Annotated in this window: 20 protein-coding genes and 1 tRNA gene; 6 read left to right on the top strand and 15 right to left on the bottom strand. The window is 60.3% G+C overall.

Annotation, left to right across the window (positions count from 1 at the left end):
* Window positions 1-262: 262 nt before the first annotated feature.
* The gene (locus tag NKJ57_RS18855; protein ID WP_023736650.1) at window positions 263-1,024 is read left to right on the top strand and encodes a GNAT family N-acetyltransferase; all 762 of its coding nucleotides are present in this window, start codon (window positions 263-265) and stop codon (window positions 1,022-1,024) included.
* A gap of 23 nt (window positions 1,025-1,047) precedes the next feature.
* Here the strand turns inward: NKJ57_RS18855 and NKJ57_RS18850 are convergent, their stop codons facing one another.
* From NKJ57_RS18850 to NKJ57_RS18820, 7 genes are all read right to left on the bottom strand, one after another.
* Window positions 1,048-1,857, bottom strand: a complete 810-nt coding sequence (locus NKJ57_RS18850) for an MBL fold metallo-hydrolase (protein ID WP_352511987.1) — start codon at window positions 1,855-1,857, stop codon at window positions 1,048-1,050.
* Window positions 1,858-1,860: 3 nt separating this feature from the next.
* A complete protein-coding gene (locus NKJ57_RS18845) occupies window positions 1,861-2,649 on the bottom strand; it encodes a TatD family hydrolase (protein WP_023696113.1) in 789 nt (262 codons plus the stop codon).
* Window positions 2,649-4,199 (bottom strand): methionine--tRNA ligase, encoded by a 1,551-nt coding sequence (metG, locus tag NKJ57_RS18840; protein ID WP_023706564.1) that lies wholly within the window; start codon window positions 4,197-4,199, stop codon window positions 2,649-2,651. The genes NKJ57_RS18845 and metG overlap by 1 nt, the downstream gene beginning before the upstream one ends.
* A gap of 90 nt (window positions 4,200-4,289) precedes the next feature.
* The gene (locus NKJ57_RS18835; protein WP_023745049.1) at window positions 4,290-5,345 is read right to left on the bottom strand and encodes a DNA polymerase III subunit delta'; all 1,056 of its coding nucleotides are present in this window, start codon (window positions 5,343-5,345) and stop codon (window positions 4,290-4,292) included.
* The gene (tmk, locus tag NKJ57_RS18830) at window positions 5,342-6,016 is read right to left on the bottom strand and encodes a dTMP kinase (protein ID WP_023701723.1); all 675 of its coding nucleotides are present in this window, start codon (window positions 6,014-6,016) and stop codon (window positions 5,342-5,344) included. Before tmk ends, NKJ57_RS18835 begins: the two co-directional genes overlap by 4 nt.
* Before the next feature lie 72 nt (window positions 6,017-6,088).
* The gene (locus tag NKJ57_RS18825) at window positions 6,089-7,255 is read right to left on the bottom strand and encodes a D-alanyl-D-alanine carboxypeptidase family protein (RefSeq protein WP_023668950.1); all 1,167 of its coding nucleotides are present in this window, start codon (window positions 7,253-7,255) and stop codon (window positions 6,089-6,091) included.
* A 102-nt stretch (window positions 7,256-7,357) separates the two neighbouring features.
* Window positions 7,358-8,563 (bottom strand): septal ring lytic transglycosylase RlpA family protein, encoded by a 1,206-nt coding sequence (locus NKJ57_RS18820; protein WP_023701721.1) that lies wholly within the window; start codon window positions 8,561-8,563, stop codon window positions 7,358-7,360.
* 295 nt (window positions 8,564-8,858) lie between these two features.
* On the opposite strand from NKJ57_RS18820, the gene NKJ57_RS18815 reads away from it, so the two are divergent.
* The 5 genes from NKJ57_RS18815 to NKJ57_RS18795 all read left to right on the top strand — a co-directional run bounded on the left by NKJ57_RS18815 (window position 8,859) and on the right by NKJ57_RS18795 (window position 12,725).
* Window positions 8,859-9,338 (top strand): MgtC/SapB family protein, encoded by a 480-nt coding sequence (locus NKJ57_RS18815; protein ID WP_027050850.1) that lies wholly within the window; start codon window positions 8,859-8,861, stop codon window positions 9,336-9,338.
* Window positions 9,339-9,548: 210 nt separating this feature from the next.
* A tRNA-Ser gene (locus NKJ57_RS18810) sits at window positions 9,549-9,638 on the top strand.
* 217 nt (window positions 9,639-9,855) lie between these two features.
* Window positions 9,856-10,779, top strand: a complete 924-nt coding sequence (locus NKJ57_RS18805) for a DNA-methyltransferase (protein WP_352573749.1) — start codon at window positions 9,856-9,858, stop codon at window positions 10,777-10,779.
* Window positions 10,742-11,863 (top strand): DGQHR domain-containing protein, encoded by a 1,122-nt coding sequence (locus NKJ57_RS18800; RefSeq protein WP_352511991.1) that lies wholly within the window; start codon window positions 10,742-10,744, stop codon window positions 11,861-11,863. Before NKJ57_RS18805 ends, NKJ57_RS18800 begins: the two co-directional genes overlap by 38 nt.
* A 1-nt stretch (window position 11,864) precedes the next feature.
* Window positions 11,865-12,725, top strand: a complete 861-nt coding sequence (locus NKJ57_RS18795) for a hypothetical protein (protein ID WP_352511993.1) — start codon at window positions 11,865-11,867, stop codon at window positions 12,723-12,725.
* 25 nt (window positions 12,726-12,750) lie between these two features.
* Here NKJ57_RS18795 and NKJ57_RS18790 read toward each other — a convergent pair whose 3' ends face one another.
* The 8 genes from NKJ57_RS18790 to NKJ57_RS18755 all read right to left on the bottom strand — a co-directional run bounded on the left by NKJ57_RS18790 (window position 12,751) and on the right by NKJ57_RS18755 (window position 18,335).
* Window positions 12,751-13,269 carry a hypothetical protein gene (locus NKJ57_RS18790; RefSeq protein ID WP_352511995.1) on the bottom strand — a complete coding sequence of 173 codons (519 nt, stop codon included), beginning with the start codon at window positions 13,267-13,269 and terminating at the stop codon, window positions 12,751-12,753.
* Between the two features lie 17 nt (window positions 13,270-13,286).
* A complete protein-coding gene (locus NKJ57_RS18785) occupies window positions 13,287-14,009 on the bottom strand; it encodes a hypothetical protein (protein ID WP_352511997.1) in 723 nt (240 codons plus the stop codon).
* Window positions 14,010-14,115: 106 nt separating this feature from the next.
* The gene (locus NKJ57_RS18780) at window positions 14,116-14,499 is read right to left on the bottom strand and encodes a hypothetical protein (RefSeq protein WP_352511999.1); all 384 of its coding nucleotides are present in this window, start codon (window positions 14,497-14,499) and stop codon (window positions 14,116-14,118) included.
* Window positions 14,500-14,745: 246 nt separating this feature from the next.
* Window positions 14,746-15,066 (bottom strand): DUF6074 family protein, encoded by a 321-nt coding sequence (locus NKJ57_RS18775; RefSeq protein ID WP_352512001.1) that lies wholly within the window; start codon window positions 15,064-15,066, stop codon window positions 14,746-14,748.
* A gap of 10 nt (window positions 15,067-15,076) precedes the next feature.
* Entirely contained in the window at window positions 15,077-16,081 is a 1,005-nt protein-coding gene (locus NKJ57_RS18770) for a DUF1376 domain-containing protein (protein ID WP_352512003.1), read from the bottom strand.
* A gap of 257 nt (window positions 16,082-16,338) precedes the next feature.
* A complete protein-coding gene (locus NKJ57_RS18765; RefSeq protein WP_352512004.1) occupies window positions 16,339-16,533 on the bottom strand; it encodes a helix-turn-helix transcriptional regulator in 195 nt (64 codons plus the stop codon).
* A gap of 96 nt (window positions 16,534-16,629) precedes the next feature.
* Complete coding sequence (locus NKJ57_RS18760; protein WP_352512005.1) at window positions 16,630-17,100, bottom strand: hypothetical protein; 471 nt, start codon at window positions 17,098-17,100, stop codon at window positions 16,630-16,632.
* On the bottom strand, window positions 17,097-18,335 hold the full coding sequence (locus NKJ57_RS18755; protein ID WP_352512007.1) for a tyrosine-type recombinase/integrase: 1,239 nt from the start codon (window positions 18,333-18,335) through the stop codon (window positions 17,097-17,099). The genes NKJ57_RS18760 and NKJ57_RS18755 overlap by 4 nt, the downstream gene beginning before the upstream one ends.
* Between the last annotated feature and the right edge of the window lie 149 nt (window positions 18,336-18,484).

The raw sequence follows: 18,484 nt of genomic DNA, 5'->3' as shown, positions 1-18,484 counted from the left end.
GAAGACCACGCCAACTCATTTCGCCACTGCTTCGTCAACGTTCCTCCCGCCAAGCAATCAGAGCCGCCGGCCTGCATCTCAGTCAGCAGGGCGTATATTGGCACGCCGCCAATGGAAGCAGCAGCCACATATGAAAGTCGCATAAGATAGATTATGGAACTTATGCATCAGGCTGCAGCTGGGAAAGGACGCGGACTTTCATAGGGCTTGGCATGATCGACGCGTGTTGCCTTGAGCCGATGGCCAACGCTACGCTGTGTCGATGACGACAGGAAAGCGTGACATCGAAGCGGCGATCGAAGTGTTCGTGCACGGCTTCAGCACCGACAAGAGCCGCACCTTTCCATACGAAGCCAGCCGCGTCGGACCCTTGTGGCTGATGCGCGATGCCGAGCGCAAGAATGCACGCGACTACCGTGGCGAAGAATGGATCGTCCATGACGTCGCCGCCGAGGAAGCCGATGCCATCGTGCGGCAGCATGCGCGGCCGGGCTTTGCCGTTTCGGTCGTGATCGCGAATGACGGCCCGGACGAACCGACGCGAACGGCCTACAAGGCGCTCGGCTACCGGCTGCTGCGGACGGAAGGCTTTTTCATCCAGTCGCTGCGCCAAATTCCAGACCCGCCAGCAATCGTCTCTATCGAACGCGTGAGGACGGCTGAACGCGCTGCACAACTGGGAAAGGTCATACGCAGGCGGCCACTTCCAGACGATCAACTCGGCGACGATGCGCCGTTTCGCCAGTATGTGGCGCTCGATGGCGACGCCATCGTCGGGCGTGTGCGCAGCATAGACGCCGTCGGCGCCACATGGTGCTCGGCAATGTTTGTCGAGCCTTCGCACCGGCGTCGAGGCATCGGCCAGGCGCTGATGGCCAAAATGCTGCATGACGACAAAGCGCATGGGTCGCGGTGCTCGATGCTGTTGGCGACGCGTGCCGGAGCGCTGCTTTATCCCCGCATGGGCTATGAGCGGATTGGAACGCTGCTGATCTTCGCGCCGAAGAACCGAACGTCCTTATAAAGATCTGCTCGTATCATGCTGTCTCATAAAGGAATTTCGATCACCATGCCGTCATAGGCCGGAGTGACGTTGGCCGGCACCTCGGCCTTCACCGTGGCATAGTCGAGCGGCACATGCATATGCGTCAGCACGGCCTGTTTCGGCGCCAGTTTTTCAATCCAGCCAAGCGCCTGACCGAGCGACAGATGACTGGGATGGGTATGGTACTGCAAGGCATCGATGACCAGCATTTCCAGGCCGCGCAGCCGCTCGGCGGTGGCATCCGGGAAGTCGCTTATATCGGGGCAGTAGGCCAGCCCGCCGATGCGGAAGCCGAGCGAAACGATGTCGCCATGGATCTGCGGCAGCGGCTCGAGGGTGAGGGCACCGCCCTCGCCTTCGATCGTCACCGCCCTTGCGTGATCGATGATGTGCGGCCTGACGATCGGCGGATAGGAACTGCCAAACGGCGTCTCGAAGCAATAGCCGAACGCTTCGCGCAGCCTGAGCATGGTCGGCTGGTCGGCATGGACATCGATCAAATGGCGCTGCTCCAGCACGTAGCCGCGCAGATCGTCGATGCCGTGGATGTGGTCGGCGTGCGGATGTGTATAGACGACGGCGTCGATGCGCCGGACGGCCGCCATCAGCATCTGCTCACGGAAATCAGGCCCGGTGTCGATGACGACCGTGGTTCTGGCGCCGTTGGCTGCTATCCGCTCGACGAGCGCGGCTGAGCGTGTACGCCGGTTTTTCGGATTGGCCGGGTCGCAATTGCCCCAATCGCCGGTGATGCGCGGCGTGCCAGGTGACGAGCCGCAGCCGAGGATGGTGAGGCGCAGCCGGTCGCTCATGCGTCAGAGCCCGGCGGGCCGCGGCATCTTGCCGAACAGCCGGAAGAAGTTCGCCGTCGTCAGCGTCGCGATCTCGGCTTCGCCAACGCCGACCGTCTCCGCCAGCACCTTGGCTGTATGCGCGATATAGGCCGGCTCGTTGCGTTTGCCGCGGAACGGCACCGGCGCCAGATACGGTGCGTCGGTCTCGACCAGCAGCCGGTCATGCGGCACATCGGCTGCGATGGCGCGTAAATCGGCGGAGTTCTTGAAGGTCAGTATGCCCGAGAAGGACACATAGCCACCAAGCGCCACGCCGACCTCTGCCAGCCGTCGCCCCGACGAAAAACAATGCAGGATGAAGGGGAAGGCGCCCTTCCCTGTTTCGTCTTCGAGGATGGCAGCCATGTCGTCATCGGCATCGCGCGAATGGATCACCAGCGGCAGCCCGGTCTCGCGCGCAGCTGCTATATGAGTGCGAAAACCCTGCGCCTGCGCATCGCGTGGCGCCTTGTCGTAAAAATAGTCGAGCCCGGCCTCGCCGATCGCCACCACCTTCGGGTGGGCGGACAGGCGCACAAGGTCCTCAGCCGTCACATCCAGCTCTTCGCCGGCATTGTGAGGATGAGTGCCGACCGAGCAATAGATTTCGTCGAAACTCTCGGCAATCTCAAGCACTTGCGCAAACCGCTTCACGCGCGTCGAGATGGTCACCATGTGACCTATACCGGCAGCCTTGGCGCGGGCGACGATGGCCGCCCGCTCCTCGGTGAAATCCGGAAAGTCGAGATGGCAATGGCTGTCGACGAGCATCAGGCGCTCGCCTCAGGGTTTTCGACATAACGCGGAAACACGCCCTCCGGCGCGGGCAGCGCCGTGCCGGGCACCAGCGCATAGTCGGCATGGACATGCGCGAAGTCACGCTTGTCCGCCGGCACCGCCAGCAGGTCCAGCAGCTTGCCGGCCGACCCCGGAATGTAGGGCTGGCACAGCAATGCCACGCGCCGCACCAGTTCGGCGGTCGTCCACAGCACTGTTTCCATGCGCGCCGGATCGGTCTTCTTCAGCGCCCAGGGCGCCTGCGAGGCGAAGTAGCGATCCGCTTCCGCCACAACGCCGAAGATCGCCGCCAACGCGAGATGGATGCCCTGTTCCGACATCGCCTGGCGCGCGGTACCCAGCGCTTCCACCGCCTGGTCGAGGATCGCGCTGTCGGCTTCGGTCAGCTCGCCGCGATGCGGCACCACGCCGCCGCAGTTCTTGGCGATCATCGACAGCGAGCGCTGCGCCAGATTGCCGAGACCGTTGGCGAGATCGGCATTTGTGCGGTTGACGATCGCGTCATGGCTGTAGCTGCCGTCCTGGCCGAATGGCACCTCACGCAAGAAGAAATAGCGCACCTGGTCGAGGCCGTAATGCTCGACCATGGTGAAGGGGTCTACGACATTGCCGACCGACTTCGACATTTTCTCGCCGCGGTTGAACAGGAAGCCATGCGCGAAGACGCGCTTCGGCAGTTCGATGCCGGCCGACATCAGGAAAGCCGGCCAGTAGACGGCATGGAAGCGGACGATGTCCTTGCCGATAATGTGCGTGGCCGGCCAGTAGCGCCATTGCTCGGCCTTGGTGTCGGGATAGCCGGCAGCGGTGATGTAGTTGGTCAGGGCATCGACCCAGACATACATCACATGCTTGTCGTCGCCCGGCACCGGCACGCCCCAATTGAAGGTCGTGCGCGAGACCGAGATGTCCTTGAGGCCGGACCTGACGAAGCTCATCACCTCATTTCGGCGCTCGGCCGGACCGACGAAATCGGGCTGGCTTTCGTACAGCGCAAGCAATTTGTCCTGATAGGCGGAAAGCCTGAAGAAGTAGCTTTCCTCCTCATTCCATTCGACCGGCGAGCCAAGCGGCTCGCGGCGCACGCCGTCGTCGCCGAGCGTGGTTTCGCTCTCTTCGAAATAGGCTTCCTGGCGGACCGAATACCAGCCACTGTAGCGGTCGAGATAGATGTCGCCATTGGCCGCCATCGCCTTCCAGATCGCCTGGCACGACTCGTAGTGGCGTGGTTCCGTCGTGCGGATGTAATCATCATTCGAGCCGCCCAGGACCTCTGTCATCGAACGGAAGATCGCCGAGTTGCGGTCGGCAAGCGCGAGTGGCGTTATGCCTTCCTTCTCGGCCGTCTGCTGCATCTTGAGGCCGTGTTCGTCAGTGCCGGTGAGGAAGAGCACGTCCTTGCCGTCCAGGCGCTGGAAGCGGGCCAGCGCGTCGGTCGCGATGACCGTATAGGCGTGGCCGATATGCGGCTTGCCGTTCGGATAGAAAATTGGTGTCGTGATGTAGAATGTGTCGCGTGACATGAATTAACCGTCATGAATGGCCGAATGAATGTGAGCGGTGGATATCGCATCGAGACGGCGATTGCCATCCCGCCCCAATGCCGAAACCGGTCACATTCGCATTGCGGAATTCAGGCGGTCGATCATGGTCAAGGCGTGCTGCTTCTTGTCAAGATTGTAGGTATCGGTCTCAGATATGGCGTTCAGCGCCTCGTGCCAAGTGTCGGACAGCGTTTTCGCCCGCGCGAGATCCCCAGCCAGCGCGGCTTCACTGGCGCCGGTGGAGAGCAGATCGAGCGCGCGGCGGTTGAAGATGTCGAACTGGATCGCCTGGTCGCGGCCGGCGACGGCCTCGGCAAGGCGATAGGCGCCGGCGATGTCGCTCCTGCCCGACGTGACCAGGGCGTCGAGCGTGCCGGCAATCTCCAGCCCGCCATATTGGGTCAGAAGGATCGCATTGCGGGCGCTGCCCCCTGCCCGTTCCGCCAGTGCCGCGCGCGCGGCAGGATCGGAAGGTGGCGGCGGCTCGACGGTTTCCAGAACGCTCATCAGGCTGCCGGCATCGAGCGGCGTCAGCCGCACCATCTGGCAGCGCGAGCGGATGGTCGGCAAAAGGCTGCCCGGCGCATGCACGATGAGGATGAACAGCGTGCGGCTCGGCGGCTCCTCGAGGTTCTTCAGCAAGGCATTGGCGGCGTTGGTGTTCATGTCGTCGGCCGGATCGACGATCACCACCCGGTAGCTGCCGTCATGCGAGGTCAGCGACAGGAAGCGGTTGACCTTGCGGATCTCGTCGACGGTGACGACCGTCTTGAAGCTCTTGGTCTTGTCGTTCAGCGGCCTGGTCAGATGCAGCACGCCGGGATGCGCCCCGGTGGCGATCTGGCGAAACAGCGATGAGGCCGGATCGGGAACGGCAAACACATCCGGCGCCTGGTCGAAGGCCGGATGCTTCAACAGATGGTGTGCCAGGTGAAAGGCAAGCGTCGCCTTGCCGATGCCGATCGGCCCGGCAAAGATCACCGCATGCGGCAGTTTTCCCGAGCGATAGGCGGCAGCGAGCATCGCGGCCGCCTGCTCATGGCCGACCAGGCGCAGCGTCTCGGACGGCTCCGGTACACCGTCCAGCGTGTCGTGCTGCTCGGGAGCGATGCGTTCGAAGATCATGCGGGCGCCGCCTGTCGGTTGCGCGCGGGCGCCCTCGCCTCAAGTGCGGCGAACACCACCGCGGTGATGACATCCTCCACCGTAGCGGGAGGCGCCGACGCGTCGATCACGATGCAGCGGTCCGGCTCGGCGGTTGCGATCGCCAGGAAGGCGTCACGGCGGCGCTGGTGGATGTCCAGCGTCTCCTTTTCGAAGCGGTCCGGACCGTCCTCGGCGCCACGCCGCGCGGCGGCGCGCCGCAAGCCCTCGGCGGGGTCAATGTCAAGGATCAGCGTCATGTCCGGCATCATGCCGTTGATGGCGACCTCCTCCAGAGCTTCCATGAAAGCCGGATCGAGGCCGCCGGTGACGCCCTGATAGACGCGCGACGAATCCAGGAAACGGTCGCAAAGCACGATGGAGCCGCGCTCCACCGCCGGCCGGATGACCTGCTCGACATGGTCGGAGCGTGCGGCGGCAAACAGCAACGCCTCCATCTTCGGCCCGAAAGGCTCGGCGGCGCCGGACAGGAGCACGTGCCTGACCGCCTCGGCGCCGGGTGACCCCCCGGGTTCGCGGGTGAGGAGGACATCGTATTTCTTGGCGCGCATCTTCTGGGCCAGCCGCTCGATCTGCGTCGACTTGCCGGCGCCCTCGCCGCCTTCGAAGGTGATGAAAAATCCGCTTGCCAATCGAAAGGCCTTTGTCCTGCTTTGCGCTGGTGTCTTAGTCCGCGCCCGAGAAAAGGTCCACGCCGCAGGAACTCAACGCAGCCAGCCTACGGCCAGTTCCCTGGCGGCATCAAACGCTCGTTGCGGCAGTGTGCCGACGCCAACCGATTCGGCGGCGAAAAGCGGGGTTTCCTGGCTCAGCGTGTCGCCGATCCAGACGCGCAGCGCGCCGACGGGCTGTCCCTCCTCCACCGGCGCCGATACCGGCCCCTGATAGACGATCCTGGCGGTCAGCTTGTCGCGGTTGGCGATCGGCAGCAGGACGTCGATGGGCGCCTTTGCCTTCAGCGCTACGCTGGATTTGGCGCCGCCGAACACCTGGGCCTCGCCGACCACTTCGTTGCTGGCGAAAATCTCGGTCTTCTCGAAGGAGCGGACGCCCCATTCAAGCAGCTTGCGCGCTTCCTCGGCGCGCTCGCGGTCGTTGGCCAATCCGCTCATCGCCGCGATCACCCGCGTCCCGTCATGGCTGACCGAGCCGACGATGCCGAAACCGCCCGCCTCACTCGACCCGACCGCCAGCCCATCGGCACCGATGCCCATGGCCAGCAACGGGTTGCGGTTCTTTTGCGAGATCTTGTTCCAGGTGAAATCGGCCCGGCCGTAATAGAGATAGAGATCCGGATATTCGCGCCATATATGCAGGCCAAGCTGCGCCAGTTCGCGCACCGTCGTCTGCTGGCCGTCGGCCGGCAGGCCGGTCGAATTGACGAATGTCGATTTCGCGAGCCCGATCTGGCGGGCGCGATCGTTCATCTGCGCCGCGAAATTCTCTTCCGAACCGGCCATGCCTTCGGCCAGCACCATGCAGCCGTCATTGGCGGCCTGTATGGTGACCCCCTGGATCAGATCCTCGACCCGGATCGCCGATTTGAGCTTGGCAAACATGGTCGACGTTCCCGAAGGCGCACCGCCCTTGCGCCAGGCATTTTCCGAAACCACGAAGGTGTCGTCGAGGCTCATGCGCTTCGACTTGATGGCGTTGAAGACCATCTCCATCGTCATCAGCTTGGCCATCGAGGCCGGCGGGATCGGTTGGTCGGCATCCTTGGAAAACAGCACCGTGCCGGTTTCGGCATCGATCATGAAAGCCTGCGTCGCCTTGGTCTCGAAAAGCTGCGCGTTGGCCGGAACCAGCGCGGCAAGCAAGAAGCCAAGGCCAAAAAGCCCGGCAAAAGGGTGGAAAAGGCGAAATCGCATGAAGAGGCTCGACTGTTAGCCGGCAGAAACTTGCCGCAACGCTATCAGGCTTCTTCCCGGCGGATCAACCGCGCAATGACAAAACCGGCGTGCCTTTGTTGGTCAGTTGCGCACAGCCAGCGCGTCCGGCGCGCCATGCGACCATGCCGCGCGCAAGAGGTCGTCGACATTGCCATGGCCATCCGGATAGAGATTGACCGCGTACCAGTCATTGCCGTCGAGTTCGGTGCTCTGGATTTCGGTCCTGCCGAACGGTTCGAGAGCCGCAGCCACCCGCTTTGCCTCGGCGGCATCGTCGAAGGATCCGGCGGCGACATAGTCGGAAACGGCAGGCGATGCCTGCGGGTTGGATTTCTTCCACGATTGCAGGATGTCGGCTGGCGACATGCCCTGGTCGTCAAGCGCTGCAAAGACGTCGGCGCGCTGTACGCGCTCATCCGCATAGGAGAGCGAAGCCACGGCAAAGGGCGATTCCGGGCGCTGAGGCACGATCGGCCCGAATTCAGGCAGCGTCACATCGCTTGAGGCCGGTGCCTGCATCGACATCACTGGCTGTGTGTCGGAATTCGTCAACTGACCAGGAAACGGCACTACGGCAGGGGGTGCGCCAACAGATAGGCTCGGCGAAGGTCCGTTCATCGCCACCATGACGCCGGTCGGCAAGCCATCGGACGGGTCCGGGCGGTTGCCCGGGCGGTAGGAGGCGACCAGATATTGGTCGTCGTCGCCGTCGAGCGGTGCGCGGCCAATATATTCCACCTTGACCCTGGCCGTGCCGACCTTGGCATAGTCGAGCATTTGCGCGGCGCGTTCCGAGACATCGATGATGCGTCCCTCGTGATAGGGGCCGCGGTCGTTGACGCGCACGATGACCGAGCTTCCGGTCTCGGTGTTGGTGACACGGGCGTAGCTTGGCAGCGGCATGGTCGGATGCGCCGCCGTCAGATGGGTCATGTCGTAGACTTCGCCATTGGCTGTGAGGCGACCGTGGAAGGCATCGCCATACCAGGAGGCGAGACCGACCTTGGCGTAGCGCTTGTCTTCCTTGGGGTAATACCACTTGCCGCGCACCTGATAGGGCTTGCCCAACTGGTCGCGGCCGCCGCCGCGCCGCATGTACTGAACGCGCGGGCTGGCCTTCACGCCGTACTCGGTCTCGGCAAAATATTCCTTCGAGCGAGGCTTCTTGTAGACCATGGCTTTCGGCTCGGACTGCGGCGACGCGCACGCGGCCAGCAACGCAGCCGAAAGAGCGCACAACACCAAAGCAGGAGCGCGACGAAGACGCCGATGCGTCGTGGTCTGCATGTTTTCCGATGTCCCCTACCGTCTCGACACAGGCGCCGCTTCTAGAATTTCGGCGGAGCCAGATGAGCAATGCCTGCGACGCGCCAATCCCCATCCCTTGTGCGCAGGAATTGTTTATCAGCGTATTAATCGATTGTGTCCGGAACCGGGCAGGAATGTGGCGGCCAGGTCCCGGGCTGGCCGGGCGCCTGTGAGGAGGCATCCGAGACCTCTGTCCTTTGGAGTCTGGAAGTGAACCTGTGGCATGAAGCGCGGCTGCCTGGAACCGACCGACCCGAGATACGTTCTGCGCCTCATGGATGAATTCATTGAACGTTTCGGGCAACAGACGTGGCTGCCCTTTTCCGTAATTTCAGCCAGGCTTTTGCTCGCGGCCGTCCTTGGCTCCATCGTTGGGATCGAACGCGAATGGCGTAACCGACCGGCCGGATTGAGGACACACATCCTGGTCTGTGTTGCGACGGCTCTAATTGCCATCCTCACGATCGAGATTACTCATCTTCACGTCTTCGATGGTCAGGAAATCGCCATTGATCCTATCCGCTTGATCGAAGCCACGACTGCCGGCGTGGCATTTCTGGCCGCGGGCTTGATCTTCTTCTCCAAGGGCGAGGTTCAAGGGCTTACCACTGGGGCGGGCATGTGGCTGGCAGGCGCCATAGGCCTGGCGGTTGGGCTCGGGTTCTGGCAGATCGCGGCTTTGGCTACCTTGCTCGCACTTGTCGTGCTGGGTCTTCTGCAACTTGTGCAGGTCGGCAGCAAGGATCGCAATTAGATCCCGGCTCCTTCGAAAACGGGTTCGCAGCTCCGTTCGGGTAACGAACGCCACCCCCTATTATCCATGGCAGCGCCGATGGTTGACTTGGCGATGGGCAACGCTCTAGAGAAATGAACCGCAAGCTGGTCCGGAAGGATAGGTATCATTCGATACCAACTGTCGTTCACTGGGTCGGTTGATGTTCCTAGATGATTGAAAAGTCACGTTGGAGGGATGGCCGAGCGGTTTAAGGCACCGGTCTTGAAAACCGGCGTGGGTGCAAGCCCACCGTGGGTTCGAATCCCACTCCCTCCGCCACTCTCCTAGTTAACATATTGATATTTAGGTAATTTTTGCAATTGTTGTTTCGGCTTGTACATAGCTACCCACGCCTGTTGGATAGGTGATTTAAGCGCCTGCCTGCCATAGAAGAAGGAGCGTGGGAGGCGGCATTCAAGCCGTCGACTTGTTAAACTCATGGATCTTCCGATACGAATCGCGTAACTAGTCGGGGCTCACGGCCAGCGGTGCAAAAATGACGTCGACAGCTAAAATGACATACAAAATGATATTGGACGATGCGCTGCACTTTTTGACCGCTTTGGAGCCAGAGTCGGTAGATTTGATCATATCCTCGCCTCCCTATTTCATGGGTAAGGAGTACGATACCTCGTTAAAAGTGGATGACTTCACGCGAATTCACGAGAGGCTGGCGCCATTGATAGCGACAGCCCTGAAGCCCGGTGGAAATCTTTGCTGGCAAGTCGGCCACCATGTGCAGGGTGGAGTCGATGTCCCTTTGGACATTCTCGCATACGCCGCGTTCAGTGTTATGCCAGATTTCTTGCTTCGCAATCGGATCGTTTGGACTTTCGGCCATGGCACCCACTCAAACCGTCGGTTCAGCGGGAGGCACGAAACCGTGCTCTGGTTCTCGAAGGGCGACAACTATCATTTCGATCTTGATGCCGTCAGAGTGCCGCAGAAATATCCAGGCAAGAGGCATTACCGTGGGCCAAAGAAAGGCCAGTGGAGTGGAAATCCGCTCGGAAAAAACCCTTCCGATGTCTGGGACATTCCAAATGTGAAGGCCAATCATGTCGAAAAGACCGCACATCCGTGCCAATTTCCCGTAGCATTGGCGCAACGTCTTGTGAGAGCTTTGAGCCCAGAAGGCGGGTCAGTTGTCGACTGCTTCGCCGGTTCTGCTACAACGGGAGTGGCGGCTCTTATCGAAGGACGTAGTTTTATGGGTTGTGATCTCAATCCAGACTACGTTGCGATCGGGAATGAGCGGCTGCAAGCTCTCAACCGCGGCACCCTCAAGTTTCGTTCGGTCGACGAGCCTATCTTCGTCCCAAGCACAAACCTGTCTCTCACAAAGACACCGTCACACTTTGCCGCCTCGAAAAGAGATAGAGATGAAGAACCAAAAAGCGAAACGGCCGATTTCCACTAAAGCGAAAGCTCCAACTGCCGCCAAAGCTCAGGTCCCAGCCAAGCCAAAAACTGCTCCAAAGGCAAAAAAGGCCGTAGTGATACCGGCCGTCCCTATCAATCAGGGCAAGCACACGTTCTATTACTTTACGATGCTCGCATCGCAACTTTATAAACTTGTCCAGATCAACAGACGATCAGAGGACAAGCGTGAAGGATATCAGCGCGCACTCTCCCCGAGCCGTGTAAGGGGGATCGCTAGATACATCATGCAGGGCGGCATAGTGCCTGGTGCGATCGTTGTGTCCTTCGATGCCGGCAGCTTCGATATAAATTCCGGTGAGTTAAGATTGCCTAATGACGAAAATATCGGGTGGGTAATTGATGGGCAGCATCGCTTAGCTGGAGCGTTCGAAGCCACTGAGGAAGGTGTCGACGTCAGCTTGCCGGTTGTCGCCTTTTTAGGAGCGGCGATCGAAGAACAAGTTGAATTGTTCATCACCATCAATCGGGAAGCGCGGGGGGTGCCCGCCTCGCTGTATATCGATTTGCTGAAGGATTTGCCGCGTCGCAAGACCGAAAAGGAAGTGACTGACGAGCGCATTGCGGATATTGCTCGGCGCCTTAACACAGATGAGTCGTCAGTATTTTTCCAACGCCTAATTTTCACGCGTAACGCGAAGGCCGGCGAGATTTCGCTGGTTAACTTTGCAAGAGTTCTTCGTCCCCACATCGTCCGCCAGTCCGGAGCGCTTGGCCTATACACCCAGCCTGAGCAGGAGGGCGCGATCAATAACTACTTTAGGGGCATCGCCACTTCGTTCCCAAAGGCTTGGGACAGAGATATATTTTTTCGGACTATTGGATTTGGTGGCGCGTGGAGGGCATTCCCACTGATACTGAATTTGGCTCTGACGCGGTACAAGGCTTTTTCGGTGTCGGCCATAACAAAGGTATTTGCACAGATCAGCGACTTTGATTTTGAAGCGTGGACAGAGCTCGGCTCAGGGTCTGGCGCTGAAGTGCAAGCCGGAGATGATCTCATCGAAAGCATCCAAGAGGCATTCACGGACGATAATTCTTCAATAGTTCTAAAGCTCGAATGATATGGTAGCCATTAAAAAGCTGCCTCATCGAAGGTGGGAGGTCCTCAGGGATCTATGGATTGAATACCTTCCTATTCTGGACATGTCCCAGGAATTTCCGGGTCCTACGCTCTGGGATCTTGCGTCTGCCGCGGAGCTGTTCAAAAATCTACAGCCAGACAAAGAGTTACCGTACGTTGAAGGTATCCGGGAAAGCGTATTTAGGGAAATAATTCTGCTTGCCCGAAAATTTTCTTACTGCCGTAACGTGGCGCGGCAATCCATAGCTCAAGGGTTTCCAACCTGGGGAGTGATTGCAGGGTACGACGCGTGTTTTTATGGAGCCAAAGCTTTCTGTTACTTGCTAGGCGTAGTTAGTGTGGAGAGGCACAGTAAGTTGTTTTTGGATATATTCGTTCCTCGTAGCTATAAGTCTGGAAAAACAAGGGCTGAAGCGTTCGACATCCTAACTGCTCATCGGTTGGATGAGCATCTCACGCATAAAATGCTTTGGGACATAACTTCACGCCTGTGCAGAACGCTTGTCCTTCCCGACAATGCTGGCGATCTCGGAAATAATTTGCGCGAACTGGATTTTGAAAAAATATCTAATTTTCGAAATAACCTTATATACGATGGCGGCTTCTGGCTTAACAGAGACGACTACGATCATTGTGATTTGACACATAGACTATCTATACTGAGTCTAGTGTCTGCTTCGACGGGAGCAGCGGATCCGCGCGAAGTTGATCATAGGTACTTCTATCTAGCAGATAAGTTCAAAGACGCTTTGATATATCTTCTCTCGGATATCGGCCGACTAGCGCCGTCAATCGGCGCTGAAGTGACCGCCCTACAAGACCCAATGGACGTAGCTGCATAGGGTAAGGGTGCTAGGCTGAGCGCGTTTATCCTCGAGTGCGAAGTGCTGAGATCATCGCACCAAATTCGCCACGAAACTTTGGCGTCGGCGCATACACCCTGCCCTCGTCGCTGGACAGCCATGCACCCACTGAAGCCTCGACGCTTCGAAGGCCAAAGCCGTCGCGGATAAGCGCGACGTGGCCGTCGCCATCGTCGGCCGGCTCGATCTCGACTTTGTGCGTCGTCAGAAACAGGGCCAGACCGGCCGGAGCGATTTTGCCCGGCACGCCTTGTGCGTCAAAGGCGTCGCCGATCGCAGTGCGGGCGATCATCCCGTGCAATGTGTCAGTGCGCTCCGCAATAGCCCTGTCAGCGGCCCCCATGGCCGCCGCATGGGCCGTTTCGAGTGCGGCGACCTCGGCCAGGTGCACGGCCAAGGCGTCGCCGGCTTGCTGGGTCAGCGCGAAGCCGGCGCCAGCAGCCTCGTAACAGTCGCGAAGAGCATCCGGCACGCCGGCCAGGGTCGACAGTGTGCTCGGAAAGTCAAAAGCATCGTCGGGCATTGGGCTTCTCCTCGTTTTCAGGCTCGGTTGCCGGCTGCGGCGATTGCGACCGCGTCGGCGGCGGCCTTGGCGGCGATCTCGGCGAGGCGTGCTGGCTGGCTGTTGGCATGCGCCTCGACGTGGGCGACGAACGCCAAGCCGGCGCGGCGGGCCGCCGCCGCCGCCTTCGCAAGCCGATCGATCCGGTCCAGCTCGGTCGGAAATTTCTGCTGGCGCCAGCGATGGCGAACGGCGTCGATTTCTGTCGTCGTCATGCCAGTCATCAGTGGGTCGATCCCCGCCAGTATCGCAGCAAGAAAGACATCGTCTCCGGCGGCCAGGCGTTCGCCGATCGCCGTTGTGCGATCCTTCGGCGCCAAGCTGCGCAGAACAGTTCGAAGCTCGCTGGCACGAGCCTCCTCGATCGCAGTCTTTGGCGCGGGCGGCGCCCATGTGCCGGTCGTCAGACGATCGAGCTCGCCTTGTGTGCGAGCCAACGCCAAATCGAGGCGCGCGACACCGCGTTGCCCGATAGACGTCGCTGCGGCACGGAGTCTGATCGCGTTCTCTGCGGGCGGCTTGCTCCTGTCGGCAGCTACCGTCGCGGCCAAGGTGTCGATCTCGGCCGCGGCCGTTTGGGCCGCGCCGAGGGCGGCGGCGAGGCTATCGAGTTCGGGATCCGGCTGGACTGTGTCCGCTCGAGGATCCTTCTTGCGATAGCGCGCGACGTTCGCGGGATCGAGACTCGGGGAAAGGGCCATCGGGGTTACTCCAACTCAGCCTTCTACAGAACGTGCGCGCCGGCCGGAGGCCTCAAGCCGGCGCGCCAGCTGCCGGGCCCGCCACCAACGGGCCTCGGCGATACGATCATCCGAAAATTCGCATGCTTGGAATCCGCTCGGGTCGGTCATCCGGCGGCCGGACGGTGTCGATTCCGAGAGCTTCGAAAAGTCGAGCAACCGCATTGCAGTTTGTCGCGAGCGCGGCACTGTCGACGTCCTCGCCGCGCGTTAAGCGCAGTTGCAGGACCTCGCCGGCCACGATCAAAGCGCTCGCTTCGCGTGCCAAGTGCACTTGCGCGGGCCGCGGCGTCCCGCCGATCTCTTCCAGAATTCCCTCGACGATCTGAGCGAAGCGCCGGCCGCCCGCGCTGCGCTTGTCGATGTCGGCCAAGTGCTGCCGGGGATTCGCGGGGACGTCCGCCTCAATCTCGGCCTCCTGGCCGGTCTTTCGCGATCGATTCTGTGCCATTTTCGAGTCCAGTTTGTGGGTACAAACGTGCATAGGAATCTGAACCTATTGGATTTGCCGAGCATTACCAAGCCGAAAGATGTCAAATCGGGCAGAGATACCTTCCGCCGTGTCATTCTAACTCCGGCGTCAAGGCGATGAAAAAACCGGAATTTTTGCCAGTTTTCCGGGAAACGCCGACGCGCGCCCGCCCTTCCCCGCGTGCACCTCCTTGTGCGCTAAGGACTTCGGCGCGCGATATTGTCATCACGCGGCGCCGCCATCGGAACTCCCCCTGGCCGGGACACGCGAAATCTTCCACGCTTCGAACCCGACAACATCGAAAAATCTTTTCAGTTCGGCTGCGATCTGGTCCTCGTCGAGGCCAAGCGCACGCATTTCCTGGCGAAGCTTCCCGCGCTCGCATCTCCACCGCCGCAGCTGCTCTGGACGGTCTGGCGCGGCCAACAGGCGCCTTGCGGCGCCATTGGCCACGTGCCGGCGCTTGAGAACCGGAAACCACAGGATCGTGGCCGTCTGCTCGAACAAGGGGATCATCGAGAGCTGGTCGGATTGATTTTTCGGCATGCATTTCTCCTCAGGTTCTGTTTCGTGGGTCGGCGGCTGGACGGCCGTCGCCATGAGGGTCAAGATCGAGGGGGATCTCGTCATCCGGCTCGCTCTCGTCGACGTCGCCGACGTTGTCGTGATCGCCCTCATCATCGTTTTCGTTCTCAATGGGCTTCCTTGGGGGGGCGTCTAAGAAAACGACGAATTCCGGAACACCAACTTGCCAGGTCTCGCCGGTGGCTACAGTGGTCAGCGTTATTCGCCTCTGCTCGGGATGCAGTGCAGTCATGATGCATTCGCCGCCGCCGTCGGGGTAATCGACATTTGCACCCACGTAGGCGAGTTGGTTGTCTTCTGCGTCATACGGAAAACCAATGTAGCCAGGTTCGCCGGGCATTGGGGTTGATAGCCACGAATCGCCTTCGTCCCCGTTCTCTTGGATCGCCTCGCTCGGCAGTTGGTAATTATGCTCCTGAGTGGCGCGACCACTGGAATCGGAAGAGGCGCGTAAGCGCTTCTCTTCCGATTCTCCTCCAGTTGAGAGTGGTGAAGTGGCTACAACGTCGGGCGTAGAGCTGGGCGGCGGTACTTCTGGGTGAGGACCCCTTTTGGGGGCCTCACCCTCCTCTACCTCTTGTGCTCTACGACTCTTGTATGCGTTTGCATTTTTCGACCGTTGATTTTGTTCAGTTTTCCCCCAACGCTTGTATGCATTTCCTGCATTTACCTCTGAGCGACTTTTGCGATAGGCGATCTCGTCCCCGCTGAAATCGGACCATAGGCCGCCTGGTGTTCGAATGACCAAGTTCTCGCTAACTAGCGTCTCAATCGCCTTCCTCATGGCTGGTGTCGTCGTCTGACAGCTCTTGGCAAGCCGGCCTACATCCTCCGGCCAAGGTGCCTCTCGGATGTGCACTTCACAGATGATGTCCATCAAAGCTGCTACCTCAACCGGGGTGAGACGCCGCCGCATGGTCATAAATTCTTTGACGTTGAAACGTAACCAATCGGCCGGTTTCAGTTTGTCAGACAACGGACTCTCCTATGGCCGGCGCGGCGGCGGCGCCGCCGGTGACGGGGCGGCCGGCTGGCCGTGCTGGTCGGCATCGCGAGCCTCAGCGATCGCGTGACAGGCTTCTGCAGCCGTGAGACCAAACTCCTGGCGGAGGAACGGGACGAGCGGCCGCGGTCTCAGCTGCCAAGGCGTCGCGGCGAGCCAGGCGATAGCCCGCTCTCGCGGCGACGAGCGTGTTGCAATGTGCGCGGGAACCATGGGGAACGCCCCCCCGCCTACGCGGCCTTGTCGCGTTCCTCAATGCGGGCGGCAATCCAAGAGTCGACCTCGCCCTCGACCCAGCCCACTTGCCGCGGCCCAAGCTTGACCGGCCTTGGAAACGTGCCGGTGTCCATCATTTCATAGATGGTCGACCGGGCGAGGCCGGTGCGCCGGGAGACGTCTTTGATCCGCAAAATGGCCTTGTTCATGGACCCTGATCCTTCTGATGGGCTCGCCCTCTTGGACGTGCTCGGTCGAGATCAGACGATCGGTTGGGTGTGTCGCAATTCTATTTTGACGGCACGCTAGTCGGCATCGGGGTTGATCAGCAAATCCTCTTGGCCGGTGAAGAATTGCACATAGAGGCGGAAATCATCCGTTCGTTCCCAAGTGACAACGGTCGTATGTCTTGCGTCGCGATGGCCACGGGACGCTAGTTCCCGAGTCAACGTCCGGCCAGTCTTCCCCGTCTCTGCTTTGACGCGCGCGGCTTCAATGAACAGATCGCCCCGGGCAGTGCGCGGAGTGCCGATGGCCATGCTCAGCTTGAACAGCTCTGCTAGTCCAGCCGGCGGCGGGTATTGGTGGCGGATCGATGCTTCCAGCAGTTCCAGCGCACGACGTTTGACCTCAGCGATTTGCCCCGGCGACCTCACCTTTGCGCCATGCAACTCGATCAGCTGTGCCGTAAGGCGGTCCGCGACCCACGCACAACACTCGGCCCGATTGAGATTGAAAGGCCCTTGACCTTTGGGCCAACTGACACCTTTGGTCATCCCTTTGCCCTGATAGGAACTACGGTCCCGCTGCCGGACCTCGCGCAGTATCCAGCCCACGCTTCCATAAGCTTGCGGCGTTTCGCTAGCGCATCTCCCCGCTTGTAAGCGGCCTCAGTCTTGTCCTTTAAGGAGTGTGCGAGCGCCGCCTCGGCAAGCTCGGGCAGGTAGTTCGTCTGCTCCGAACACCAGTCGCGAAAGGCGCTACGAAAACCATGGACAGTTAGGCTGGCCGTGCCATCCATGCCCTTTAGCAACCCAAGCATCGCCATATTGGATAACGGCTGGCGGTCGCGGGCGCCGGGGAAGAAAAATGGATTCCCCTCGATCTCGGGCACTGTCTGAAGGATTTCAACCGTACGATCGGTCAGCGGAACACGGTGCTCTTTGTCGGCCTTCATACGCTCCGCCGGCACAGTCCAAAGCTTGGATTTGAAATCCACCTCCTCTCGACGCACGCCGATCGCCTCGCCCGTGCGCGCCGCCGTCAGCACGGTGAATTCCAGCGCCCGCGCCGATATGCTGTCCAAGGCTCGCAGGCGAGCCATGAACGCCGGCACGTCAGCGTATGCCAAGGCGGCATGGTGGCGAACCTTTGCCACCTTGGAGCGGGCTGGCAGGATCTCAGAAAGATGGCCCTTCCATCGCGCCGGATTGTCGCCAGACCTGAAACCGCTGACTGTTGCCCAGCCCAGAATTTTCTCAATTCGACCGCGCACTCGGCTCGCCGTTTCAGTCTTGCTCTGCCAGATGGGTTTCAAGACCTTGATGATGTGGGCGGTCTCGATCAGGGAGACCGGAAGCTTTCCGATGGTGGGGTTTGCATAGGTTTCGATGGTTGCCGTCCACTGGTCGGCGTGCTTGTCGTTTTTCCAACCCGACTTATGCGCCTTGATATAATGCTCCGCGGCCGCGGCAAACGTGATTTGCTTGGCCTCCTCGGCCAGCGCGGCGGCCCTTTGGCTGCGACGCGCTTCAATTGGATCAATCCCGTCCGCCACAGCTTGCCGGGCCTTAGTGGCCCGCTCTCTGGCTTCTTTCAGCCCAAATGTATTGAAGCTGCCGAGCCCCATCTGTCGAGCTTTGCCATTTCGGGTATATCGGAACAGCCAGGACTTGGTGACATTCTTGTCGACCTTTGAGACCTGCAGCCAGAGGCCGCCGCCATCGCCATATCGGCCAACTTTGTCGATCCTTTCGACTTTGATTGCACTGAGTTTGTTGAGGCCGGCCATGACGTTCCCACATCCCTACCCACACGGGAATGTCGGAATGTGCCGGACTATCTCGGATCAGTCTAGACAAATTGTCGCTTCACAGCGTTGAATTTGCGGACTTTTCTGGACAACTGCGACTTCTACGGACGTTAAACGAAACCCCACTC

It is taken from the genome of Mesorhizobium sp. M0077, assembly GCF_040322955.1.
Taxonomy (GTDB): domain Bacteria; phylum Pseudomonadota; class Alphaproteobacteria; order Rhizobiales; family Rhizobiaceae; genus Mesorhizobium.
The sequence above is the reverse complement of the archived record's forward strand: the minus strand, read 5'-3'. Positions and strand labels throughout refer to the sequence as shown.